We start from the raw sequence: 17,924 nt of genomic DNA on the forward strand, positions 1-17,924 counted from the left end.
CTCCTCAGGCCGCGATGATGGTGGTGGTCTCGATATTGCCGCGCATGAACCCGCCCGGGTTCCAGATCGGCTTCATCGGCTGGGCGACACCGTTGGTGTTCCAGCAGCGCACCATGATCGGGTTGGCACCGCGTCGCAGCGGCACGCGACCATCCCACCGACGGAAGCTGTACCTGCCCTCGTCCGCTCCGAGCGTCGTCCTGTACCAGGTGCGGCCTCCGTCCGACGACACATCGACCTTGGCGACGCCGCAGTCGCCGCCCATCGCGATGCCGCCGACCGGGATCGATGCCTCATAGGCTATCGTCTGGCCATCGGGCAGGCTGGTCATCCAGCTGCGCGGGATCATGCGGTTGATGGGGACAGTCGGGAAGTCTCTGGCGCCGGGCGCGACATTCGCGCCCGGCGTCGCGGGGATCTTGTAGGCCTTGGCCATCCAATACTGGTCGTCGGGGCCGGGCAGTACCTCGATCGAGTTCAGCATCTTGACCCAATAGGTCGAGTACCAGCCCGGCACGATCAGCCGGCAGGGAAAGCCATTGAGGAGCGGCAGCTGCTCGCCGTTCATGCCGAAGGCGATCATCACTTCGCCGTCGCGGGCATGGTCGATGTCGAGCGCCTTCTCAAAGTCAGGGGCGCCCGCCACGACCGGTTGATCGAGCGCACCGAAGCGCACCTGCACCGCGCCTGTCTTGACCCCGGCGAGGTCGAGCACGTCGCGCAGGCGCACACCGAGCCATTTGGCATTGCCCATCGCGCCGTTGCCCCATTGCGCGCCGGCAACACGTGGCTGGAACAGCCCACGGCTGTTTCCCGAGCATTGGTTGACCGCCGCCATCTCGACCCGCGGCAGGCGCAGCAGCTGGGCGAGGCTGATCGACAGCGGTCGGTTGACGTGGCCGAAGACGTTGAGGCGGAAAGTCTCGACATCGATCGAGGTCGGGATGTCGGCCCAGTGCCAGCGGACGAAGAACTGGTCGTTGGGCGTGAACACCGACTTGTCGAACACGTCCATCGGCGTTTCCAGCAAGGGCGGATGGACACGCTGGAGGATCATGCTGCCCTTGCCGGGAAAGGCGCTGGTCATCGGCCGCTCGGCATTGCCGCCGGGCAGCTTCAGGTCGACGAGCTGCTGCGCCAGCGCAGGTGCTGCGGCAAGGCCGGCGGTGCCGAGCGCCGTACGCCTGAGAAAGCGGCGACGACTGGTTTCACTCGCCAGCGCGGCGTCAAAATTGTCCATGACAAGGCTCTCCTGTGGCCAGCCAGGCTGGCGGATAGACGGGTCGATGCGCAAGTGATCGGATCAACTGATCCGATCACCACAGCGGATCAGTTCGGGGTAGCGATGCAGGGCGAGACGAACAGGTTGCCACGCCATGCTCCGGCGAGCGTCTTGGCGCCGACCAGCAGCCACATGGCCGCGAGCGCTATCGTCAACACCGTGCCGACGATACCGAAAAACCCAAGGTTCAGCGTCGTGCCGAGACGGAAGGTGGCGACGGTGTAGACGCCGAGCGGGAAGGTATAGCCCCACCAGCCAAGGTTAAACGGTACGCCGGCGCGCCAGTAGCGGATGGTGATAAGCGTCGCGAGCGCCAGCCACCACAGGCCGAAGCCCCACAGGCAGAGCCCGGCGACAACGCCGATCCCTTGCGCAACGGTACCGACTCCGGCCAGCCCGTGTGCGGCGAGGATCGCCGGCGCGTCCGCCCCGAGCACCAGCATGCCCAGAGCACCCGTGCCGATCGGTCCCAGCGCCAGCCAGGAGGACGCCGCCATGCTCTCATGCGGCAGCTTGTGGAGCGCCATGCGCAGGATGAGGATGGCGAGGATGCCGAACGCGACCGGCACCGAATAGGCCCACAGCACATAGGAGGTCGCAAGCGTGACTAGCTGCGCGTGAGGATCGGTCAGATGCGGCGCGAGCAGCCCGCCGCTGGCGCCCGCCACTTCGGCAGCGACGACCGGCAGCAGCCATACCGCGGTCATGCCGTCCAGGCTGTGCTCGTGACGGGTGAACATCATGTACGGGATCAGGACGCCACAGGCGAGCGACATGGCGACGTCGATCCACCACAGGACGTGTGCGACCGGTACGATGCCATTCCCGAACCGTGCGATGCCGAAGGCGAGGCAGCCGTTGATGATCGTCGCGAGGCCCATCGGGATGGTGCCGATGAACATCGACACGGTGTTATGCCCGAAGATGCGCCGCGCCTCGTGCCCGAACATCGCCCAGCGCGCACCATAAAGGCCGGCGAACAGCGCGAAAAGTGCGATATTGAAGAACCACAACACCTCGCCGACGGGTTTAAGCGAAGGCCCGATGCCGGGCACCTGCGGCAGCGCGAGGGCAAGAATGCCCGTGCCCATCGTCGCGGCGAACCAGTTGGGCGTGAACTGACGGATCATCTCGCGGGGATGATCGAGCCGGCTGAGCGGCTTGAGGCCGCTGAGAACGGAGTGCGTGTCGGCAGTCATGCGACCTGCTCCTTGATAAGATCCGTCAGCGCGTCGGCCGCGCGGGTGCGATAGCGTTCCTTGTGGCGCAGCGCGTGAAAGGCGCGGTCGGGCAGCCCGAGCGGCAGCTCGACCAGATCGCCGGCCTTGAGCGCGCGCGCGACGACCAATCGCGACAAGACGGCAACGCCGGCACCGGCCTCAACGGCGGTGCGCACCGCCTCGTTGGACGGCAGCGTCATCGCTATCGTCAGCTGGGCCGGATCAAACCCGCGCGTTCGCAGCACGTCCTCGAAGGTCGAGCGCGTACCCGATCCCTGCTCACGGACGATCCAGCGTGCAGTGCGCAGCCAGGCCTCGTCGATGCGTTCGGCTTCCTCGCGGCCGACCAGTACCATCGGGTCACGCCCGACCTTCCAGTGGGCGAGCGCCGGTTCGTCCACCTCGCCCTCGACGAAGCCGAGTTCCGCCGCGCCGCTCAGCACCTGCGCTGCCGCGCCCTCGGTGTTGTCGATCGCCAGCTCGACCGCAATCTGCGGGTGGCGTTCGTGGAAGGCGGCGAGCTTTGCCGGCAACCAATAGCTCGCGATCGTTTGGCTGGCGACGATCCGCAACGAACCACGCGCAAGCCCGGCATAGTCCGCCAGCATCATCTCGGCATGCGCTGCCCGCCCCAGCACCGCGCGCGCTTCCTCCAGAAAGCCGCGGCCCGCCTCGGTCAGCTGGATGCCACGCCCGACGCGGTGGAACAGCGGAACGCCGTAGCGCGCTTCGAGGGCCGCAACCGCGCCGGAGGCAGCGGACTGCGTGACGTTCAGCACCTCTGCTGCCTTGGTGACGTGTTCGCGCTCCGCGACACCGACGAAGATTCTGAGCTGCTCCAGGGTCATGCAGCTTGTATCGCGCAGCCTGATCGATACGACCAACCGTTTGATATGGTCATTCTAATCTGGATATCGGAATGATCGGCAGCCTTTCGTCTGCGATGGTCTCGAAGACTTGAAGCGTTACGCGGGCCCGCGACGTTTAATCGTCCATGACAGATATGATCAAGCGCAGTTCCGATCCCTACAACGCCGAGCCGACGCCCGGTGCGTTGATCGAGCGGTTCCTGACGCCGCAGGCGCTGTTCTACGTGCGCAGCCACGGGCCAGTGCCGGATCTGCCCGCCAATCATCGGATCGAGGTGAGCGGGACGGGCATGGCGAGCCGCTCCTTCTCGGTGGAAGAACTTAAAGCTACGTTTTCCACGCACTCGGTGACAGCCGTGCTCCAATGCGCGGGTAACCGGCGCACGGACCTCCAGCAGGTCGGCAAGACGTCGGGCGATCCTTGGGATGTCGGCGCGATCGGCAATGCTGAGTGGACCGGCGTACGCCTGGCCGATGTTCTCGATGCGGTGGGCGCGCCTGATGCGTCCAACCTGTTCGTGGCGTTCACCGGCGCCGACGAGGTGGACATGGAGGGCAAGGAAGCCTTGTTCGGGGTCTCGATCGCCATGGACAAGGCGCGGCAACCCGACGTCCTCATTGCCTGGGCGATGAACGGCGAGCCGCTGACGCCCGAACACGGCGCCCCGCTCCGCATGGTGGTGCCGGGCTATGCAGGCGTGCGCAGCGCCAAATGGCTGACACGGATCGAGGTGCGCGACGCGCCTTCCGACGCACCGATCCAGGCGCACGACTACAAGCTGTTTCCCGCCGATGTGACGAGCGACACCGTCGACTGGAGCCAAGGTCTGACGATCAATGCCATGCCGCTTAACGCCGCGATCTGCTCGCCCGGTGCGGGCGAGAGGTTGCCCGCCGGGGCGGTGCGGATTGAGGGCTATGCCATTGCCTATGACCGCCGAATTTCTCGGGTCGAAGTGTCGGTGAACGGCGGTCGCGACTGGCAACAGGCGACCTTCGCCGATGATCCGGAGACGCGCTGGGGCTGGCGGCGCTGGACCCTTGACGCCACACTCGCCAAGGGACGCCAGCACTTTGTCGCCCGCGCCTTCGACGAGACCGGGCAGGGACAGCCCGAACGACCGGACACGATGTGGAACTTCGCCGGCTACCTGTGCACCGCCTGGCACCACGTTCACGTGCTGGTCGAATGATCGAAGCGTCAGCGGCATCGGACATCGGCTTCTGGATCGACGTGATCGGCCGGCTGGTCGTGGCGACCGCGGCCGGGATGGTGCTTGGTTGGGAACGCTCGCGCGAGAACCGGCAGATTATGGGGTTGCGGACGCTAGGTCTGGTCGGTCTGGCGAGTTGCATCGCCGTGCAGGCGATCGTGCATAGTGGCCTGCCGAATGTAAACGCCGACGCCGCAGGGCGGGCGATGCAGGGCATTCTGTCCGGCGTCGGCTTCATCGGTGCCGGTGCGGTGCTGCGGGTCGGCCAGGGTCAGGAAGTGCATGGTTTGGCGACCGCCGCGTGCATCTGGGTGACGGCCACGATCGGCGCGGCAGCGGGATTGGCGGTGTGGCCGCTCATCATCGGCGGGGTGAGCCTTGCAATGCTCGTCCTGTTTGTCGGCGCGCCGCTGGAACGCCGCATCCGCGAGCGGGCTCGCCTGACGCCGGCCGAGGCCGACAGGAAGGATGCCGAGCGCAAGCCCTAATCGCGCTGGCCTGCCCGGTGCCTGTCGGTGCTGAGGAGCAGCAAGGGCGCTATCAGGACACCAGCGCCGCATCGGCCTGCCGCCGGACTTCATCGGCAATCGGATGCAGCTCGGCCGCAGGCCGCTCGCCCACCACACTATAGCCGATCCCGTCGACCGCCCATGTGACCCGGCCCATGGTCCCGCTGGACGTGCTGGTCATGCTCGCAGTCTTGTCGATCTGCATAGGCCTCGTCAGCACCGCGAGTTTCGACGCTTGCGGTCCGTCGTAGAGGAGCAGTGCCGCAGGGCCGTGAGGCGTCGCGACCAATCGCCCCCCCCCATAGCGGTAACCGGCTGTGCTGAGGTCCGGGATGGTGACGCGCTCACCCAGTCGGGCGGAGGTCCATCGGATCAGCATGGCGCGCTGGTCGGGGCCGATCTCCGCCGGTCGTATCCGGTCGGCGGCATAGACACGGAAATTGTCACTCGCCTCGTTGGCCAGCGCCGCGATGCCCGCGCGGGGTTCACCGCTCCACTTCGCGCTCGACCAACCACCGCCAAACCCGACCGCCAGCAGAAGTGACGCGGCGATGGCGAATTGCCATCGCGGCTGACGTTGCCGCCCCCTGATGGCTGCGACGCGCATCGTCGCCGGGATCGGTTCATCCGCGATCGGGGCAAACAGGGATGCAAGGGCTCGCGCCTGCTCCGCCTGTTCCCGCAAACGGGCATGCAGGTCCGGCTGGCCTTCAAGATAGGCGTCGACCAGGCGCTGCCGCTCGGGCGACAGCCTGCCATCGATCCACGCGGCCAGATCGTCCTCGCCGATCGGGCTGGTCATTGCACACTCCTCAATCGCGGCCGTTCACCCTCCCGGAGGAGGGTCGCCAGTCGGTCGCGCGCCCGGAATATGCGCGACATCACCGTGCCCAGCGGCACGCCGACAACGGCAGCGACCTCCGCATAGGGCAGGCCCTCGACCGATACGAGGAGCAGCACCGTTCGCTGCTCCTCGGGCAACGCATCAAGGGCGCGCAGCAGGTCGCGGTGGTGCAGGCCTGTGTCCTGATCGGCCGGACGGCCGAGCGTGGCGTCGTCCACGAGGTGGAGCGGAACCGCCGTACCTCGCCGGCTATGCTGCCGCTGATGGTCGACCAACAGATTGTGCAGGATCGTATAGACCCATGGGCGCACCTCCGCCCCGCGTCGTTGTCGCCAGCGCCCGACCGCGCGCTCGAGACAATCCTGCACCACGTCATCTGCCATTGCCCGATCGCGCAACCACGACCGGGCATAGCGGCGCAGACCGGGGATCAGGGGCTCGATCGCGGCGGTAAGCGGGTCCATGTCAGTCGCGCTGTACCTGCACGATGCGTCCCGGCGCGCCGTTCACCACCTCAGCGACCGCCAGAAAACGGCGGGGCGTCGCGGTGCTGCCTTGAACGATCTGCCGGATCGGACCCGACGCGTTCACGATCGCCGCACCTGCCGGGTTGCTCATGAAGTTCGCAAGCGGCTCTACAGCGCCGCTACCATCCGCGTTGGCCGTCAGCACGAGCATGTAGGGCTTCTTGGGCTGCAAACCGGTAACGGCACTCTGCACGACCTGAATGATGCCTTGGTCGAAGAGGGTAATGCTGCTTGCCGTACCCCTGCCGCCGATCGGCCCCATAGTCAGATGCAACGCTTTGCCGGCCGTGCCGAGCGGCTGGAGATTGTCGGTACCGGGGCCTGTCGGAACAGCGTTCGGCACATAGGCGATCGCCTGCGGTGCCTGTCCGACCGGCACGGTGGCGACGACCGTGTTGCCAGCGGTGTCGATCGCGGCCAGCTTATCGGCATTCTCCAGCCCGACATAGATGCGCCGACCGTCGCCCGACGGCCAGACACCGTGCGGCATCTTGCCGACCGGGATGGTGGCGACGGGCGCGAAGTCGGATGTGCGAAACACCCTGACCGTATTCTCCCCGCCGACCGTCACATAGGCGAACTGCCCCTTGGCCGTGCGGGCGAAGTTGACGTGATTGGTGATCGGCCCGGTATCCAGCACCTTGAGGATTGTGAAGGGTGGCCTGGCATCGAATGCGACCGTCTTGCCGATGTCCTTTAGCGTAAACCACACCTGCTTGCCGTCCGGCGTCGCGGCGATGTTGGGACAGAAGGGGCTCGGCTGTGCCACCTGTCCGACTTGCGCGTGGGTCGCGACATCGAACACGGCCAACACCGGATTGAACGACGAACAGACATAGCCGTACCGGCCATCGGGCGAGAAGATCGTCATACCCGGACCACCGGGCGTCTTGATGCGACCCGTCTCCTTGTACGTCGTAGGGTCGAGCACGGTGATATAGTCTTCGCCACGTACCGTGACCCACACCTCCTTGCCGTCCGGCGTGAAGAACGCCTCGTGCGGACTGCGTCCGACATAGGTCGTGTGCTTGACGGTGTTGGTGGCGGTGTCGATCCACGACACGGCGTTCGATCCGATCGACACGACCGCCAAGGTCTTCCCGTCCGGCGAGAAGCCGAGGCCGTGGACCAGCACCTGTCCCTTGTAGAGCGGGGAAAAGTTCATCGGCTGGGGATCGCCGAGCTTGATGACGCCGAGCAGCCGGTTGTCGGCCGGGTCGGTCACCGACACGGTGTTGGAGAATTGTTCAGACGCATAGACCCGGTCGCGGTGGCTGACGGGTACGTCCTTGGCATTCCACGGCGCCTGCTGGGCCATGGCGATGCCCGGTGCGGCGCTCATCAGCAAGGCGGCCGAGCGCAGTATGGTCCGGATCATGTCAGTGCTCCATATGACTGTGGTGGTCGCCGCCCTGCGTCGGGGCTGGCGTCGAAGGGGGTAGCGGCTGACCGATCGCCAGCTTCATGGCGGCGATCTCCTGCTGCTGATCAATGATGATTTCTTGCGCGATGCGCTTGAGCTGCTCGTTATGGCCGTAGCGCAGTTCCGCCACCGCCATATCGATGGCGCCCTGATGATGCGGGAGCATCATCGTGACGAAGTCGCGGTCGACATCGCCGGACGGCTTGACCATCATGCCCGCCATCATCCGGTCCATCGCGGCAGACGCCATGCTGGCGTAGCCATCGGCGGGAGCGGCCGCGACTGCGCCGGTGAGCAGGGCCGAAGCCACCAGGCCCAGCATCCAATCTCGTCTATGCATAAGCCCCTCCGGCGCATCAGTCTCGAAAGCGTAGACGATGCTCGTCCGGGTTTATTCCATGGGCGGAGCCAATTATTTATCCTCACCAAAACAATGGTCTTATCGTGACCCTGCCGTTGGTTGACCACGTCGCCGTCGGACAGCATATGCGCAGGCACGGTGATGGATTTCCGCCGGGCCATCTGGCCGAACCGCCCTCGCAAGGGCCGATGATTCCTACCAGGCGCCGCAAGGCAGCGAAGGAGGAATCGTGCGCGCGACGTTTCGTAATCTGTACCATGAGTTCAACGTAGCGGCGTTCTTTCGCGACCGGCGCGACCATACCATGTCGGTGGTTCGCTGGACGCTGATCCTGCTGCCGATGGCGGCGCTGGTCGGAACGTTGTGTGCGGCCTTCCTGTGGAGCCTTGATGCCGCCACACAGGCCCGCTTCGACCATCCCTGGCTGCTGTATTTCCTGCCCGTGGGCGGGGCAGCCATTGCGCTTCTCTATCATCATACCGGACGCTCGGTCGAAGCCGGTAACAATCTGATCGTCGAGCAGATACATGAGCCCGGGGGCGGCGTGCCGCTCCGTATGGCGCCGCTGGTCTTCCTCGGCACCATCGCGACGCATCTGTTCGGCGGCTCGGCGGGACGCGAGGGAACCGCCGTGCAGCTCGGCGGTAGCCTTGCCAGTGCCATCGCCAGCATGTTCCGTCTCGACACATCGGGCATTCGCATCCTGTTGATGACCGGCGTGGCGGCAGGCTTCGGCGCGGTGTTCGGCACCCCCTTAGCAGGCGCTGTGTTCGCCCTCGAAGTGCTGGCGCTCGGCCGCGTCGAATATGGCGGGATCATACCGTGCCTGCTTGCCGCGCTAGCTGGGGACTGGACGTGTCACGCCTGGGGCATTCATCACACACTTTACCACATCGCCTATGCCGGCCCTGCCACGGGCGCGCTGCTGGTCGAGCCGCTAATGCTCCTCAAGGCGACGATCGCAGGCGTCGCTTTCGGGCTGACCGGCCTCGTCTTCGCTGAAGCGAACCATGCATTCGGCGGCTTCCTCAAGCGTCACATACCTTACGGGCCTGCTCGTGCCGCCGTGGGCGGCGTTTTGGTCATCACGCTGGTCGGGATAGTTGGCACCCGCGGCTATCTCGGCCTTGGTGTATGGTCCGCCATCCCAGGCGACCCGACGATCGCCGGCTTCTTCAACGGCCCGGTCGATCGATGGAGCTGGGCGCTCAAGATGTTGTTCACCGTCGTGACGCTGAGCGCGGGCTTCAAGGGTGGCGAGGTGACGCCGCTGTTCTTCATTGGTGCTGCGCTCGGCAACACGCTCGGCTGGCTGCTCGGTGCGCCGCTCGACCTGTTCGCAGCGCTCGGCTTCGTCGCTGTATTCGCCGGTGCCGCCAACACGCCGCTGGCCTGTACAATCATGGGGATCGAGCTGTTCGGTGCCACCCCTGCCGTGCCGATCGCGGTGGCCTGCTTCGTCGCCTACATCAGCTCGGGCCATAACGGCATCTATCTGTCGCAGCGAATTGCCGTGCCCAAGCGTCCCGGCCGCGCTCATACCGGTATGGTGACGCTGCGCGACACCCGCGCCTCCCGTCGTAGCCGGTGCCCTTCCAACACCGTCAAGGAGCATAACTGATGCCCCACAAGGTCATGCACAGCGAAATCGGAATGATCCGCATCTACATGAAGCCGTCCGACAAGGCTGCTGGGTCGTCCAGCTTCTGGTCGCGCAAACCGCTCTATCGGGAGCTGATCGCACAGGCGAGGCGCGACGGCATCATGAACGCCGTCGCCCATCACACCCACTACGGCTACAGCAATCACGGCCCGATCCGGGAAAACGGCTCCGAGATCTCCGATCCGCACCTGACGATGTGCGTCGAGCTGATCGGCCAGCGCGGCGAGCTGGAGCGCTTCTGCGAGGGGCATGGCGACCTGCTCGGCGGCAAGGTGATCGTCTACAAGCATCTGGAGCATTGGAGCATTGCCCTACGGGCTTGATCCATGAAGAGTCCTCCGATGATAGCGGAGTCAATCAATAGCCGCAGTTGCCTAGATGCTGGTTATCTTGATCCTATTGTTTGCCGCTATCGCCACATCGATCTACGTGGCGCGCTAGTGGAATTGATGTCAATCGTTGCTCTGATTTTCTGATCCTGCCGGCTTGGTGAGCTTTGCTTTTTTGTCTTTTTCGCGGATGATTTCTTCCAGTTCGGCCATCTCCGCCGTTTCCTCGGTAGTCGGCACGTCCTTATTCTTCATGGTCATGGCATCCTCCATTGCAAATGAACGCGCGGAACCGCCAAGTGCTGGCAATATTTCCCTCCACCTTTGGCTTCCCCGATTGAGAAAGTTCGGGGGCAAGGCAATAAGCCACTACCGGCGCCGCCATCGTCCTCGGCTTGGTTTACCCAAATGTGTTCCCGATTGCTCTTTCTCAAATGTGATCATCGGGCATGGAAAATGAAGAGCCCGAACCGCCAGAAAAACGACCGGTTTTCTGGCGGTCGAGGATTTTGCCTCCTCAGCGCATTCCGAAGATCGGAAAACCCGTTGCGGAAACCACCGGCACATTGCAGGGTACCGGATGACTTTTCTGGCAGGGTAACGATGCTCATCGGATATGTGAGGGTGTCCAAGGCTGACGGGTCGCAGACGCTGGCACCCCAGCGCGATGCGTTGCTCGCTGCTGGCGTCGATCCCTCGCGAATTTATGAAGACCTCGCGTCGGGGCGGCATGACTCGCGACCTGGCCTGACCGCGTGCCTGAAGGCACTGCAGCCCGGCAACACACTGGTCCTCTGGAAGCTGGATCGTCTTGGGCGCGACCTCCGCCATCTGGTAGTCACGGCCGAGGCGCTACGCGAACGCGGCATCGGGCTGAAGGTGCTGGCGGGCGCCGGCGCGCAGATCGACACCACGACAGCTAACGGCCGGCTTGCCTTCGGCATCTTCGCGGCTTTCGCCGAGTTCGAACGTGAGCTTATTGCTGAACGCACGCAGGCGGGGCTTGCTGCTGCACGTGCACGGGGCCGGATGGGCGGTCGGCCTCGCAAGATGGATAAGGCCACGCTGGCGATGGCAATGGCCGCCATGTCCGACCGCAACGCGATCGCAGCCGATGTCGCGCGCCGTCTCGGGATGACGACCACGACACTCTATATGTACGTGAATGGCGACGGCACGCCCAAGGCGCCGGGCCAGGCGCTGCTCGACGGTGTGCCGTATCGCAAAGAACGGCTGCAAGCCGCGTGATGAATCACGCCGCGCCTCAGCGATCAGGCATATCGTCGAGCAGGGGAGGCGATCACGTCGTGTTCAATCGACCGGGCCGAGATTTCAGCCGGAGTCAGGGCCGCGGGGACGCACACCCCCCGACGCGGCTTGCCGTTCAGTCGGTTCGATCGCGCAAGGATCATCAGGTTCATCACCGCCGCGCCGATCAGGAACTCCTCTTCCGCTCCGCGGATACCGCGCAGGTGAAGCCGCCTCATGCCACGCTTACCCTTGGCGTCAGCGAAGAACCGTTCAACCCCGCGCCGCAACCGCATAGACCGCTTGTAGAGCCCGGTTTCCACTTCGGCTCTGGCAAGATCGCGGACGTCCTCATCGTCCAGCCGAACCAGGGTACGACGCCGCGCCGTCGTGCATTTCTTCCGAAGCACGCACGCCTCGCAGTCACGCGCATCGGCTGCATAACGGTGTACGCCGGTGGGCAGATGGAAGGCATGATGTCGGAGCGGCTTTCCGGTCGGACAGGTAAAGCTGTCAATGTCACGATCATAGCTGAAGGCCGTCCGCGGCAGCTTGCCCTTGGTCTGTTGCGTACGGTCGATTACCGGAATGTGCGGGATTGCGCCGTGATCCCTTACGAAGCCGAGGAAGTTGGCGCTGCCATAGGCTTTGTCGGCCGCAACCCGCTTGGGACGATAATCAAAGCGATCGGCCGATCGCTCGAGCATGACGCGCCCCGCATCAACTTCCTCCGCGAACCGAGCCGGTGTCGCCTTCACATCGAGAGCGACGCCACTCGGGGTGTCGACCAGCGCATTCAGGGCGTAGCCGAACCGGCCACGCACCGTTCGCGCCGACCAAGCCGCGGCAGGATCCGTTCGAGAGACGCCTTGGCAGCTTTTCGAGCGCGCCATTTCAAAGACGGCATCTCTTGTGTCGTGCACCCACTCCCTAACCGCGCGCGACGCGTTGGCGACATACGGCAGGTAGCCAGGAACGGTCTTGCGCTGCCAGCTCGCATCAGCCGCTATGAACGATGCATCGATCGCGGCGTCTTTTCCGCCAATCAGTCCTTCACTGATGCAGCGTCGGACCGTGCTTTCGAACAGGATCCGGAACACGTCGGCATCGCGGAAACGACCGTGCCGGTTCTTGCTGAACGTCGAGTGGTGCGGAACCTTGTCTCCCGGCGCGAGACGGCAGAACCAGCGATAGGCCAGATTGTAGCGCAGCTCCTCACACAGGCGCCGTTCGGACGTGATCGCGTAAATGCGGCCGACCAAGGCCATGCGGATGAGGAGTTCGGGATCGATCGATGGCCGTCCCCTTGCGCTGTAGTGACCGGCCAGTGCCTGTCTCAACTCGCCGATGTCGAGACATCGATCGACGCGACGCAGCAGGTGGTCTGTGGGCAACATGGCTTCTATGGTGCGGCGGGACGCCCCGTCCCGCTTACCGCGACAGGCTGGTCCCATCATAGCGACGCTCCTTTCGGCAGCCATGAAACGAAGGAGCAACCCAGCATGTCCGGCATTTTTCAACAGGCCCGTCCGGTTGTGACACCGGCCACCTCCGGCAGCGTTCTCAACGCCGTACAGGTGTCGAAATTCTGTGTCAGAACCGGAGGATGGGCTTGGCTATGCGGAGATGTCCCGCGGTGACGGCCGGCATCACGCTCCGCAGCCTAGCGCGATGCCCGATGAGCGATGCAATCTAAACCAGCATGATCGGCAGGTGGAACACGTACAAAACTCAGCCGCCCTGCTCGGGCTTAATCGCCCTCGAGCGGTGGAGTGCGGTCACGCGCTTGACATGAGCGATGCTGCATCCGGCGAGCTCCGCAGTTTTCGCGATGCTCATGCCCGCCTCCCTCAAACTTACGATGCGTCGATGGTGGGCGATATCCGGCTTGCGGCCGGTGTAACGCCCCGCCCTCTTCGCAACTTCGATGCCCTCGCGCTGCCGCTCGCGCCGCGTGTCGTAGTCGTCGCGCGCCGTCTGCAGCGCCACCCGCAGCAGCATGTCCTGCACCGCCTCCAGCACGATGCGCGCCACGCCCGCGCTGTCTGCCACCAGGTCGGACAGGTCCACGATCCCCGGCACTGCGAGGCGCGCCCCCCTGCCTCGGATCGTCTCCACCAGCAGCTCCGCCTCCGGCAGCGGCAGGCGGCTGATCCGATCGATCTTCTCGGCCACCACCACCTCGCCCGGCTGCAGGTCCGCCACCATGCGCAGGAGCTCCGGTCGGTCCGGCCGCGCGCCCGACGCCTTCTCCCGGTACACCGCCGCGACGTAGAAGCCGGCCGCCTTGGCGCCGGCCACGATGTTCTCCTGCCGCGTCAGGTCCTGATCGTCCGTGCTAACCCGCAGGTAGACGCGCGCTACCTTCACTCCGCTGCCTGCCACCTACTCATCACTCCTGCCCGGCGTTCTTGGGTATACCCTTGTGAGCCAGTCATGCAGCAATCGGCTCAGAACGGCAACTACCGGTCCTACGTAGCCTAGCTAAGCGGACCGGGTCTAAGTAGCTGCCCCATTATCGATGAACGCTATTTCGGTGATCGGCCGTGCATTAATCCCTGCCTTCACGCTGGCGTCCGACTTTGCTCTCCGGTACAAGGTCTTGGACGGGTTGTATCAGCGGGTTTGGTGCAGATGGAAGCACAGAGGGTCAAGATCGTGGACGGTGGTAAGCTCGTGATCCCGGCGGCAATGCGCCGTGAGCTCGGGATCACCACGGGTGACACCGTCCTCGTCGATGTGGACGATGGCGAGCTGCGGGTACGTTCCGTACCTAAGGCACTTGAGCGTGCTCGCGCGATCCTGCGCAAGTATGTGCCCGAAGGCGTCGGCTTGGCTGACGAGCTGATCGCGGAGCGTCGGCGTGAGGCGGAGCGTGAGTAGCAAAGTCGTACTCGACGCCTCCGCCCTGCTCTGCCTTCTAAACGATGAACCCGGGGCGGATCGGATAATCGACGTCCTGACCCGCAGCATCATCGGAACAGCCAACCTCGCGGAGGTCGTTTCCAAGCTACGGGACCGAGGATTGCCGCTCGACGAGGTACGTGAGGCACTTGGCGGGCTGCATCTCGATGTCCGGCCGCTCACTCCTGCCCAGGCGCTCATAGTAGGCGACCTTCGGCCAGCGACGAAGGCGCTCGGTCTGTCCCTCGGCGATCGGGCATGCCTTGCCTTGGCGATCGACCTGCAAGCTGAGATGCTTACAACGGACGAGCCACTTGCGAGCGCCGATGTAGGCATCACCATCACCAACGTGCGCCCCTTGGCAGAGTAGTCGCACATTCGTGCTTTTAGGTTCGGCACTCTGCTGGCGGGGACTCCCATGACTACCGCTCCGACACCGGTGCGCGACACAATTCTGATCACGCACGCCAATCCTGAGGACAATCGCTTCGCCCGGTGGCTTGCCGGGCGCCTAACCACGGCCGGATACAAGGTCTGGGTCGACGTTCGCGCGCTTCGGGGCGGCGACGATTTCTGGGACAAGATCGAGCACGTGCTGCGGCACGAGGCGATCAAGCAGATCGTCGTCGTGTCCGAGCACATCGGCAAGCAAGGCGTAAAGAAGGAACTCGCCCTCGGCGACGTCATGCGTCGCAAGCTAAACGACCCGGAGTTTATGGTCCCAATCCGGATCGCCGCCGTGGACTTCGGCGATTTCCCCACAGAGATCCTCCGCCAGAACGCACACAATGCGTTCCCTAACTGGGCAGCCTGCCTTCAGCCCTTGTTCGAGACGCTCGACACCTCACGTGTACCGAAGGTCGAGCATCCGGACGCCGAGCAGCTTGCGATGATCGTCGCTGCCCAAGAGGACGGTCGAAAGCTGGTCACGCTAAATTCCGAGACGCTTTACAGCAACTGGTTCGAACTCCGGGCGAGGCCTGACGTCTGGATCCTGGAGGCGAAGGGAACGACTGCGCAGCTGGAAGCGTGGAGCCAGTTCACCAAGGTTCCCCACGTCCTTCACGAGGGAGGCGCTATCGCCTTCTGCGGACCCGATGCGATCGAGCGTCTCGATAATGGCGCGCCGCCGTTGAAGGCACGCGCTAGCCTGCCCTTCAACGGCGTGATCGACGGTACATATAGCCGCCACTTCGGTGAGCGTTCCAACGCGCGGCGGATCGCCGTCAACCTGATGCGTCAGCATTGGGACCTGGCCATGCATCGTCTCGGGCTACTTCCTGTCGATTTCGCCTCGGGCGCCCGAGGCCGCTTCTTCCCCGACGGACTCATCGACGGAAGGGTGAAGCTGACGCTGAGCGACGGCCATCGGGTCGACCGTGTCCTGAGCGGCAAGTTCAAGGACCGGCGCTGGCATCTGTGCCTTGTCGCTCAACCCAAGCTCTGGCCGGATGCTCTCTTCCGGGTCCATGCCAATGTTGCGGTGACGACCAATGGCCGAACCCCGCTCCCGGGTGAACAGCTGCAGCGCATCCGGTTGCGCCTCACGCGGTCTTGGTTCAACGACAAATGGCGCGACATGCTGCTTGCCGCAATGGGCTGGCTTGCCGAAGGTGATGCGACCTTAGATATTGCCGCGTCCGGTGAGCGCCTCGCGGTCGCTAGCCTACCAATGAGCTTCGACTTTCCGGTCAGCTTCGCCGCGGAAGAAGACCGCCGAGCCGAGGAAGACGAGGGAGGCCAGATAACTCTGTCAGAGGACTTCGAAACGGCCTTCGACCGGGATGGGATACCGGAGGAGGCCGACGCATGAGCATCCTCACGCACCGCATCGCCGAGCCTTTGCTCGAGTTCGGTCACGGGCAGCAGATGGAAGCGCCAAAAGATGGGCTCTTCCTCTTCGGGCCGCTCGAAGGTCCAGATGGCCGCTCCCAGGTCCGCTTGGGCGTCATCGGGACGGAGAGCGGCGTCGGCCTATCCCGCCGCTGGTTAGAGCGGATCAGCCTGCATATTCCCGGTAAGGTCGATGCAAAGGGCAAGCCCGTCCTATGGGCACCCGCATGGCCAGGCTTCGAGGCCTGCTTCGGCATCGCGCTGCCGACCCGCGGCATGGTCGAGCTAGCGGTCAAGAGCGGCGACATCGATCATTGCATCAAAAAGAACAATCGCGCCGACGCGGTTCGTTCCACGGTGCTGCTGTTCGCCGACGCGATCCGCGCGCACATCCGCGCCGAGGAGCGCCGTCCCGACGTCTGGCTCGTTGTCGTTCCGGACGTCGTCTATCGCTATGGACGCCCCCAGGTCGCACCACCGCCCAAGGACGAGCGCACCCCCTCCGACATCACGAGCTTCAAGGACGCCAAACGCTTCTTCCAGATGGGCGGCGACCTGTTCCCCGACACGGTGCGGGATGCCGAGACCTACCTGTTCTCAAGCAATTTCCACCATCAGCTGAAAGCCGAGTTGCTGCAGGACGGCGTCGTCCTGCAGCTGATTCTCGAGAGCACGTTGGTCGACCGCAACCTCAACATTGCCAACGACCGCCGGCGCGGCCTCCAGGACGAGGCCACGGTTGCCTGGAACTTCTGCACCACGCTCTACTTCAAGATGGACGCCAAGCCGTGGGCGTTGGCTCATGTCCGTCCTGGCGTTTGCTACGTCGGACTGGTGTTTAAGAACGACGACACGCCTGCGGCAACGGGCGAGGCCTGTTGCGCCGCGCAGATGTTCCTCAACTCAGGCGACGGCCTCGTCTTTCGCGGCGCCCTCGGCCCCTGGTACTCCGACGAGCGCAAGGAATATCACCTCTCGAGGAGCGCGGCGGCGAATTTGATGACCTCCGTGGTCGAGGGCTATAAGCTCAAGCACGGCAAGCCACCGAACCAGCTGTTCATTCATGGGCGTCACCGCTTTTCCAACGATGAGTGGGACGGCTTTTGCAGCGCAGTGCCCACCGAAACACAGCTGGTAGGAGTCAGGATCAAGCAGCTCGATGATGTTCGGCTGTTCCGTCCCTCTGCGTCGACACCCGTCCTCCGCGGCACGGCCCTCACCGTGGGTGACTGGTCAGGTTACCTTTGGGCGCGGGGGTTCGTGCCTCGGCTGGCAGGGTATCAAGGGTTCGAGACCCCCAAGCCGCTCACCGTCGACGTGACGCATGGCGAAGGGGACATCGTAGAGGTGCTCGGTGACATCCTTGCGCTCACCAAGGTCAACTATAACGCCTGCGATTTCGCGAGCGCCCTGCCCGTGACGCTCAAGTTCGCCGATCGGGTAGGTGAGATCCTGATGGCGTCGCCACATACCGTTACCGCACCGCCGCTGCCGTTCCGGCACTACATCTGATCCCATGAGCGCCGACTGAGGCAGATGGGAGTTCGATCCTAAGGCGAAGACGCTGACGTCCACCAATTTAGGTACAAATCCGCTGTTTTGGGTGCGTGCCGCTGGGCAGATGCCGTCCACCATTTCAGGAAAACCTACAGCGCTCCGGTAGCCAGTTCGGCACCCGAAAAGCTGGACGGAGCCGAT

The 17,924-nt window shown here is 64.3% G+C and carries 19 protein-coding genes and 1 riboswitch; of the genes, 9 read left to right on the forward strand and 10 right to left on the reverse strand.

What is annotated here, in order from left to right:
- Positions 1 to 4 precede the first annotated feature (4 nt).
- The 3 genes from Q0U08_RS00235 to Q0U08_RS00245 form a co-directional block, all read right to left on the reverse strand.
- Positions 5 to 1,240: a molybdopterin-dependent oxidoreductase gene (locus Q0U08_RS00235; RefSeq protein ID WP_298089055.1), complete on the reverse strand. Its 1,236-nt coding sequence runs from the start codon at positions 1,238 to 1,240 to the stop codon at positions 5 to 7.
- Positions 1,241 to 1,329: 89 nt separating this feature from the next.
- Positions 1,330 to 2,481, reverse strand: coding sequence for a TDT family transporter (locus Q0U08_RS00240; RefSeq protein ID WP_298089057.1), 1,152 nt, complete (start codon positions 2,479 to 2,481; stop codon positions 1,330 to 1,332).
- Positions 2,478 to 3,350: a LysR family transcriptional regulator gene (locus Q0U08_RS00245; protein WP_298089058.1), complete on the reverse strand. Its 873-nt coding sequence runs from the start codon at positions 3,348 to 3,350 to the stop codon at positions 2,478 to 2,480. The genes Q0U08_RS00240 and Q0U08_RS00245 overlap by 4 nt, the downstream gene beginning before the upstream one ends.
- A gap of 146 nt (positions 3,351 to 3,496) precedes the next feature.
- Here Q0U08_RS00245 and Q0U08_RS00250 point away from each other — a divergent pair, with 146 nt between their 5' ends.
- Together Q0U08_RS00250 and Q0U08_RS00255 are read left to right on the forward strand one after the other, a co-directional pair.
- Positions 3,497 to 4,564 (forward strand): sulfite oxidase, encoded by a 1,068-nt coding sequence (locus tag Q0U08_RS00250; protein ID WP_168847122.1) that lies wholly within the window; start codon positions 3,497 to 3,499, stop codon positions 4,562 to 4,564.
- Positions 4,561 to 5,073, forward strand: a complete 513-nt coding sequence (locus Q0U08_RS00255) for an MgtC/SapB family protein (RefSeq protein WP_168847123.1) — start codon at positions 4,561 to 4,563, stop codon at positions 5,071 to 5,073. The genes Q0U08_RS00250 and Q0U08_RS00255 overlap by 4 nt, the downstream gene beginning before the upstream one ends.
- A 52-nt stretch (positions 5,074 to 5,125) precedes the next feature.
- Here Q0U08_RS00255 and Q0U08_RS00260 read toward each other — a convergent pair whose 3' ends face one another.
- Genes Q0U08_RS00260 through Q0U08_RS00275 form a run of 4 tightly spaced genes read right to left on the reverse strand, consistent with a single transcriptional unit; the run spans position 5,126 to position 8,210 of the window.
- Positions 5,126 to 5,896 (reverse strand): anti-sigma factor, encoded by a 771-nt coding sequence (locus Q0U08_RS00260; protein WP_021224441.1) that lies wholly within the window; start codon positions 5,894 to 5,896, stop codon positions 5,126 to 5,128.
- A complete protein-coding gene (locus Q0U08_RS00265) occupies positions 5,893 to 6,402 on the reverse strand; it encodes an RNA polymerase sigma factor (RefSeq protein ID WP_168847124.1) in 510 nt (169 codons plus the stop codon). The genes Q0U08_RS00260 and Q0U08_RS00265 overlap by 4 nt, the downstream gene beginning before the upstream one ends.
- A 1-nt stretch (position 6,403) precedes the next feature.
- Positions 6,404 to 7,843: a YncE family protein gene (locus tag Q0U08_RS00270; RefSeq protein WP_168847125.1), complete on the reverse strand. Its 1,440-nt coding sequence runs from the start codon at positions 7,841 to 7,843 to the stop codon at positions 6,404 to 6,406.
- A 1-nt stretch (position 7,844) separates the two neighbouring features.
- Complete coding sequence (locus Q0U08_RS00275) at positions 7,845 to 8,210, reverse strand: DUF305 domain-containing protein (RefSeq protein WP_211091110.1); 366 nt, start codon at positions 8,208 to 8,210, stop codon at positions 7,845 to 7,847.
- Positions 8,211 to 8,377: 167 nt separating this feature from the next.
- Positions 8,378 to 8,454: riboswitch (Fluoride riboswitch) on the forward strand.
- A 24-nt stretch (positions 8,455 to 8,478) separates the two neighbouring features.
- On the opposite strand from Q0U08_RS00275, the gene Q0U08_RS00280 reads away from it, so the two are divergent.
- Together Q0U08_RS00280 and Q0U08_RS00285 are read left to right on the forward strand one after the other, a co-directional pair.
- A complete protein-coding gene (locus tag Q0U08_RS00280; RefSeq protein ID WP_298089059.1) occupies positions 8,479 to 9,870 on the forward strand; it encodes a voltage-gated chloride channel family protein in 1,392 nt (463 codons plus the stop codon).
- Positions 9,870 to 10,235: a DUF190 domain-containing protein gene (locus tag Q0U08_RS00285; protein ID WP_168847126.1), complete on the forward strand. Its 366-nt coding sequence runs from the start codon at positions 9,870 to 9,872 to the stop codon at positions 10,233 to 10,235. Before Q0U08_RS00280 ends, Q0U08_RS00285 begins: the two co-directional genes overlap by 1 nt.
- Positions 10,236 to 10,364: 129 nt before the next feature.
- Here the strand turns inward: Q0U08_RS00285 and Q0U08_RS00290 are convergent, their stop codons facing one another.
- Positions 10,365 to 10,502, reverse strand: a complete 138-nt coding sequence (locus Q0U08_RS00290) for a hypothetical protein (protein ID WP_168847127.1) — start codon at positions 10,500 to 10,502, stop codon at positions 10,365 to 10,367.
- Between the two features lie 342 nt (positions 10,503 to 10,844).
- Here Q0U08_RS00290 and Q0U08_RS00295 point away from each other — a divergent pair, with 342 nt between their 5' ends.
- Positions 10,845 to 11,489, forward strand: a complete 645-nt coding sequence (locus tag Q0U08_RS00295) for a recombinase family protein (RefSeq protein WP_168847133.1) — start codon at positions 10,845 to 10,847, stop codon at positions 11,487 to 11,489.
- Positions 11,490 to 11,512: 23 nt separating this feature from the next.
- Here the strand turns inward: Q0U08_RS00295 and Q0U08_RS00300 are convergent, their stop codons facing one another.
- Positions 11,513 to 12,946 (reverse strand): transposase, encoded by a 1,434-nt coding sequence (locus Q0U08_RS00300; RefSeq protein ID WP_247650876.1) that lies wholly within the window; start codon positions 12,944 to 12,946, stop codon positions 11,513 to 11,515.
- Positions 12,947 to 13,220: 274 nt separating this feature from the next.
- Entirely contained in the window at positions 13,221 to 13,859 is a 639-nt protein-coding gene (locus tag Q0U08_RS00305; RefSeq protein ID WP_017980769.1) for a recombinase family protein, read from the reverse strand.
- A gap of 264 nt (positions 13,860 to 14,123) precedes the next feature.
- On the opposite strand from Q0U08_RS00305, the gene Q0U08_RS00310 reads away from it, so the two are divergent.
- The 4 genes from Q0U08_RS00310 to Q0U08_RS00325 are packed head-to-tail and all read left to right on the forward strand — an operon-like array spanning position 14,124 to position 17,738.
- Positions 14,124 to 14,372 carry an AbrB/MazE/SpoVT family DNA-binding domain-containing protein gene (locus Q0U08_RS00310; protein ID WP_018251286.1) on the forward strand — a complete coding sequence of 83 codons (249 nt, stop codon included), beginning with the start codon at positions 14,124 to 14,126 and terminating at the stop codon, positions 14,370 to 14,372.
- The gene (locus Q0U08_RS00315; protein WP_093068112.1) at positions 14,365 to 14,763 is read left to right on the forward strand and encodes a type II toxin-antitoxin system VapC family toxin; all 399 of its coding nucleotides are present in this window, start codon (positions 14,365 to 14,367) and stop codon (positions 14,761 to 14,763) included. The genes Q0U08_RS00310 and Q0U08_RS00315 overlap by 8 nt, the downstream gene beginning before the upstream one ends.
- A gap of 48 nt (positions 14,764 to 14,811) precedes the next feature.
- Positions 14,812 to 16,206, forward strand: coding sequence for a toll/interleukin-1 receptor domain-containing protein (locus Q0U08_RS00320; protein WP_093068110.1), 1,395 nt, complete (start codon positions 14,812 to 14,814; stop codon positions 16,204 to 16,206).
- Positions 16,203 to 17,738, forward strand: coding sequence for a hypothetical protein (locus Q0U08_RS00325; RefSeq protein ID WP_125945980.1), 1,536 nt, complete (start codon positions 16,203 to 16,205; stop codon positions 17,736 to 17,738). The genes Q0U08_RS00320 and Q0U08_RS00325 overlap by 4 nt, the downstream gene beginning before the upstream one ends.
- Positions 17,739 to 17,924: the final 186 nt, after the last annotated feature.

It is taken from the genome of uncultured Sphingomonas sp., from assembly GCF_946477935.1.
Lineage (GTDB): Bacteria > Pseudomonadota > Alphaproteobacteria > Sphingomonadales > Sphingomonadaceae > Sphingomonas.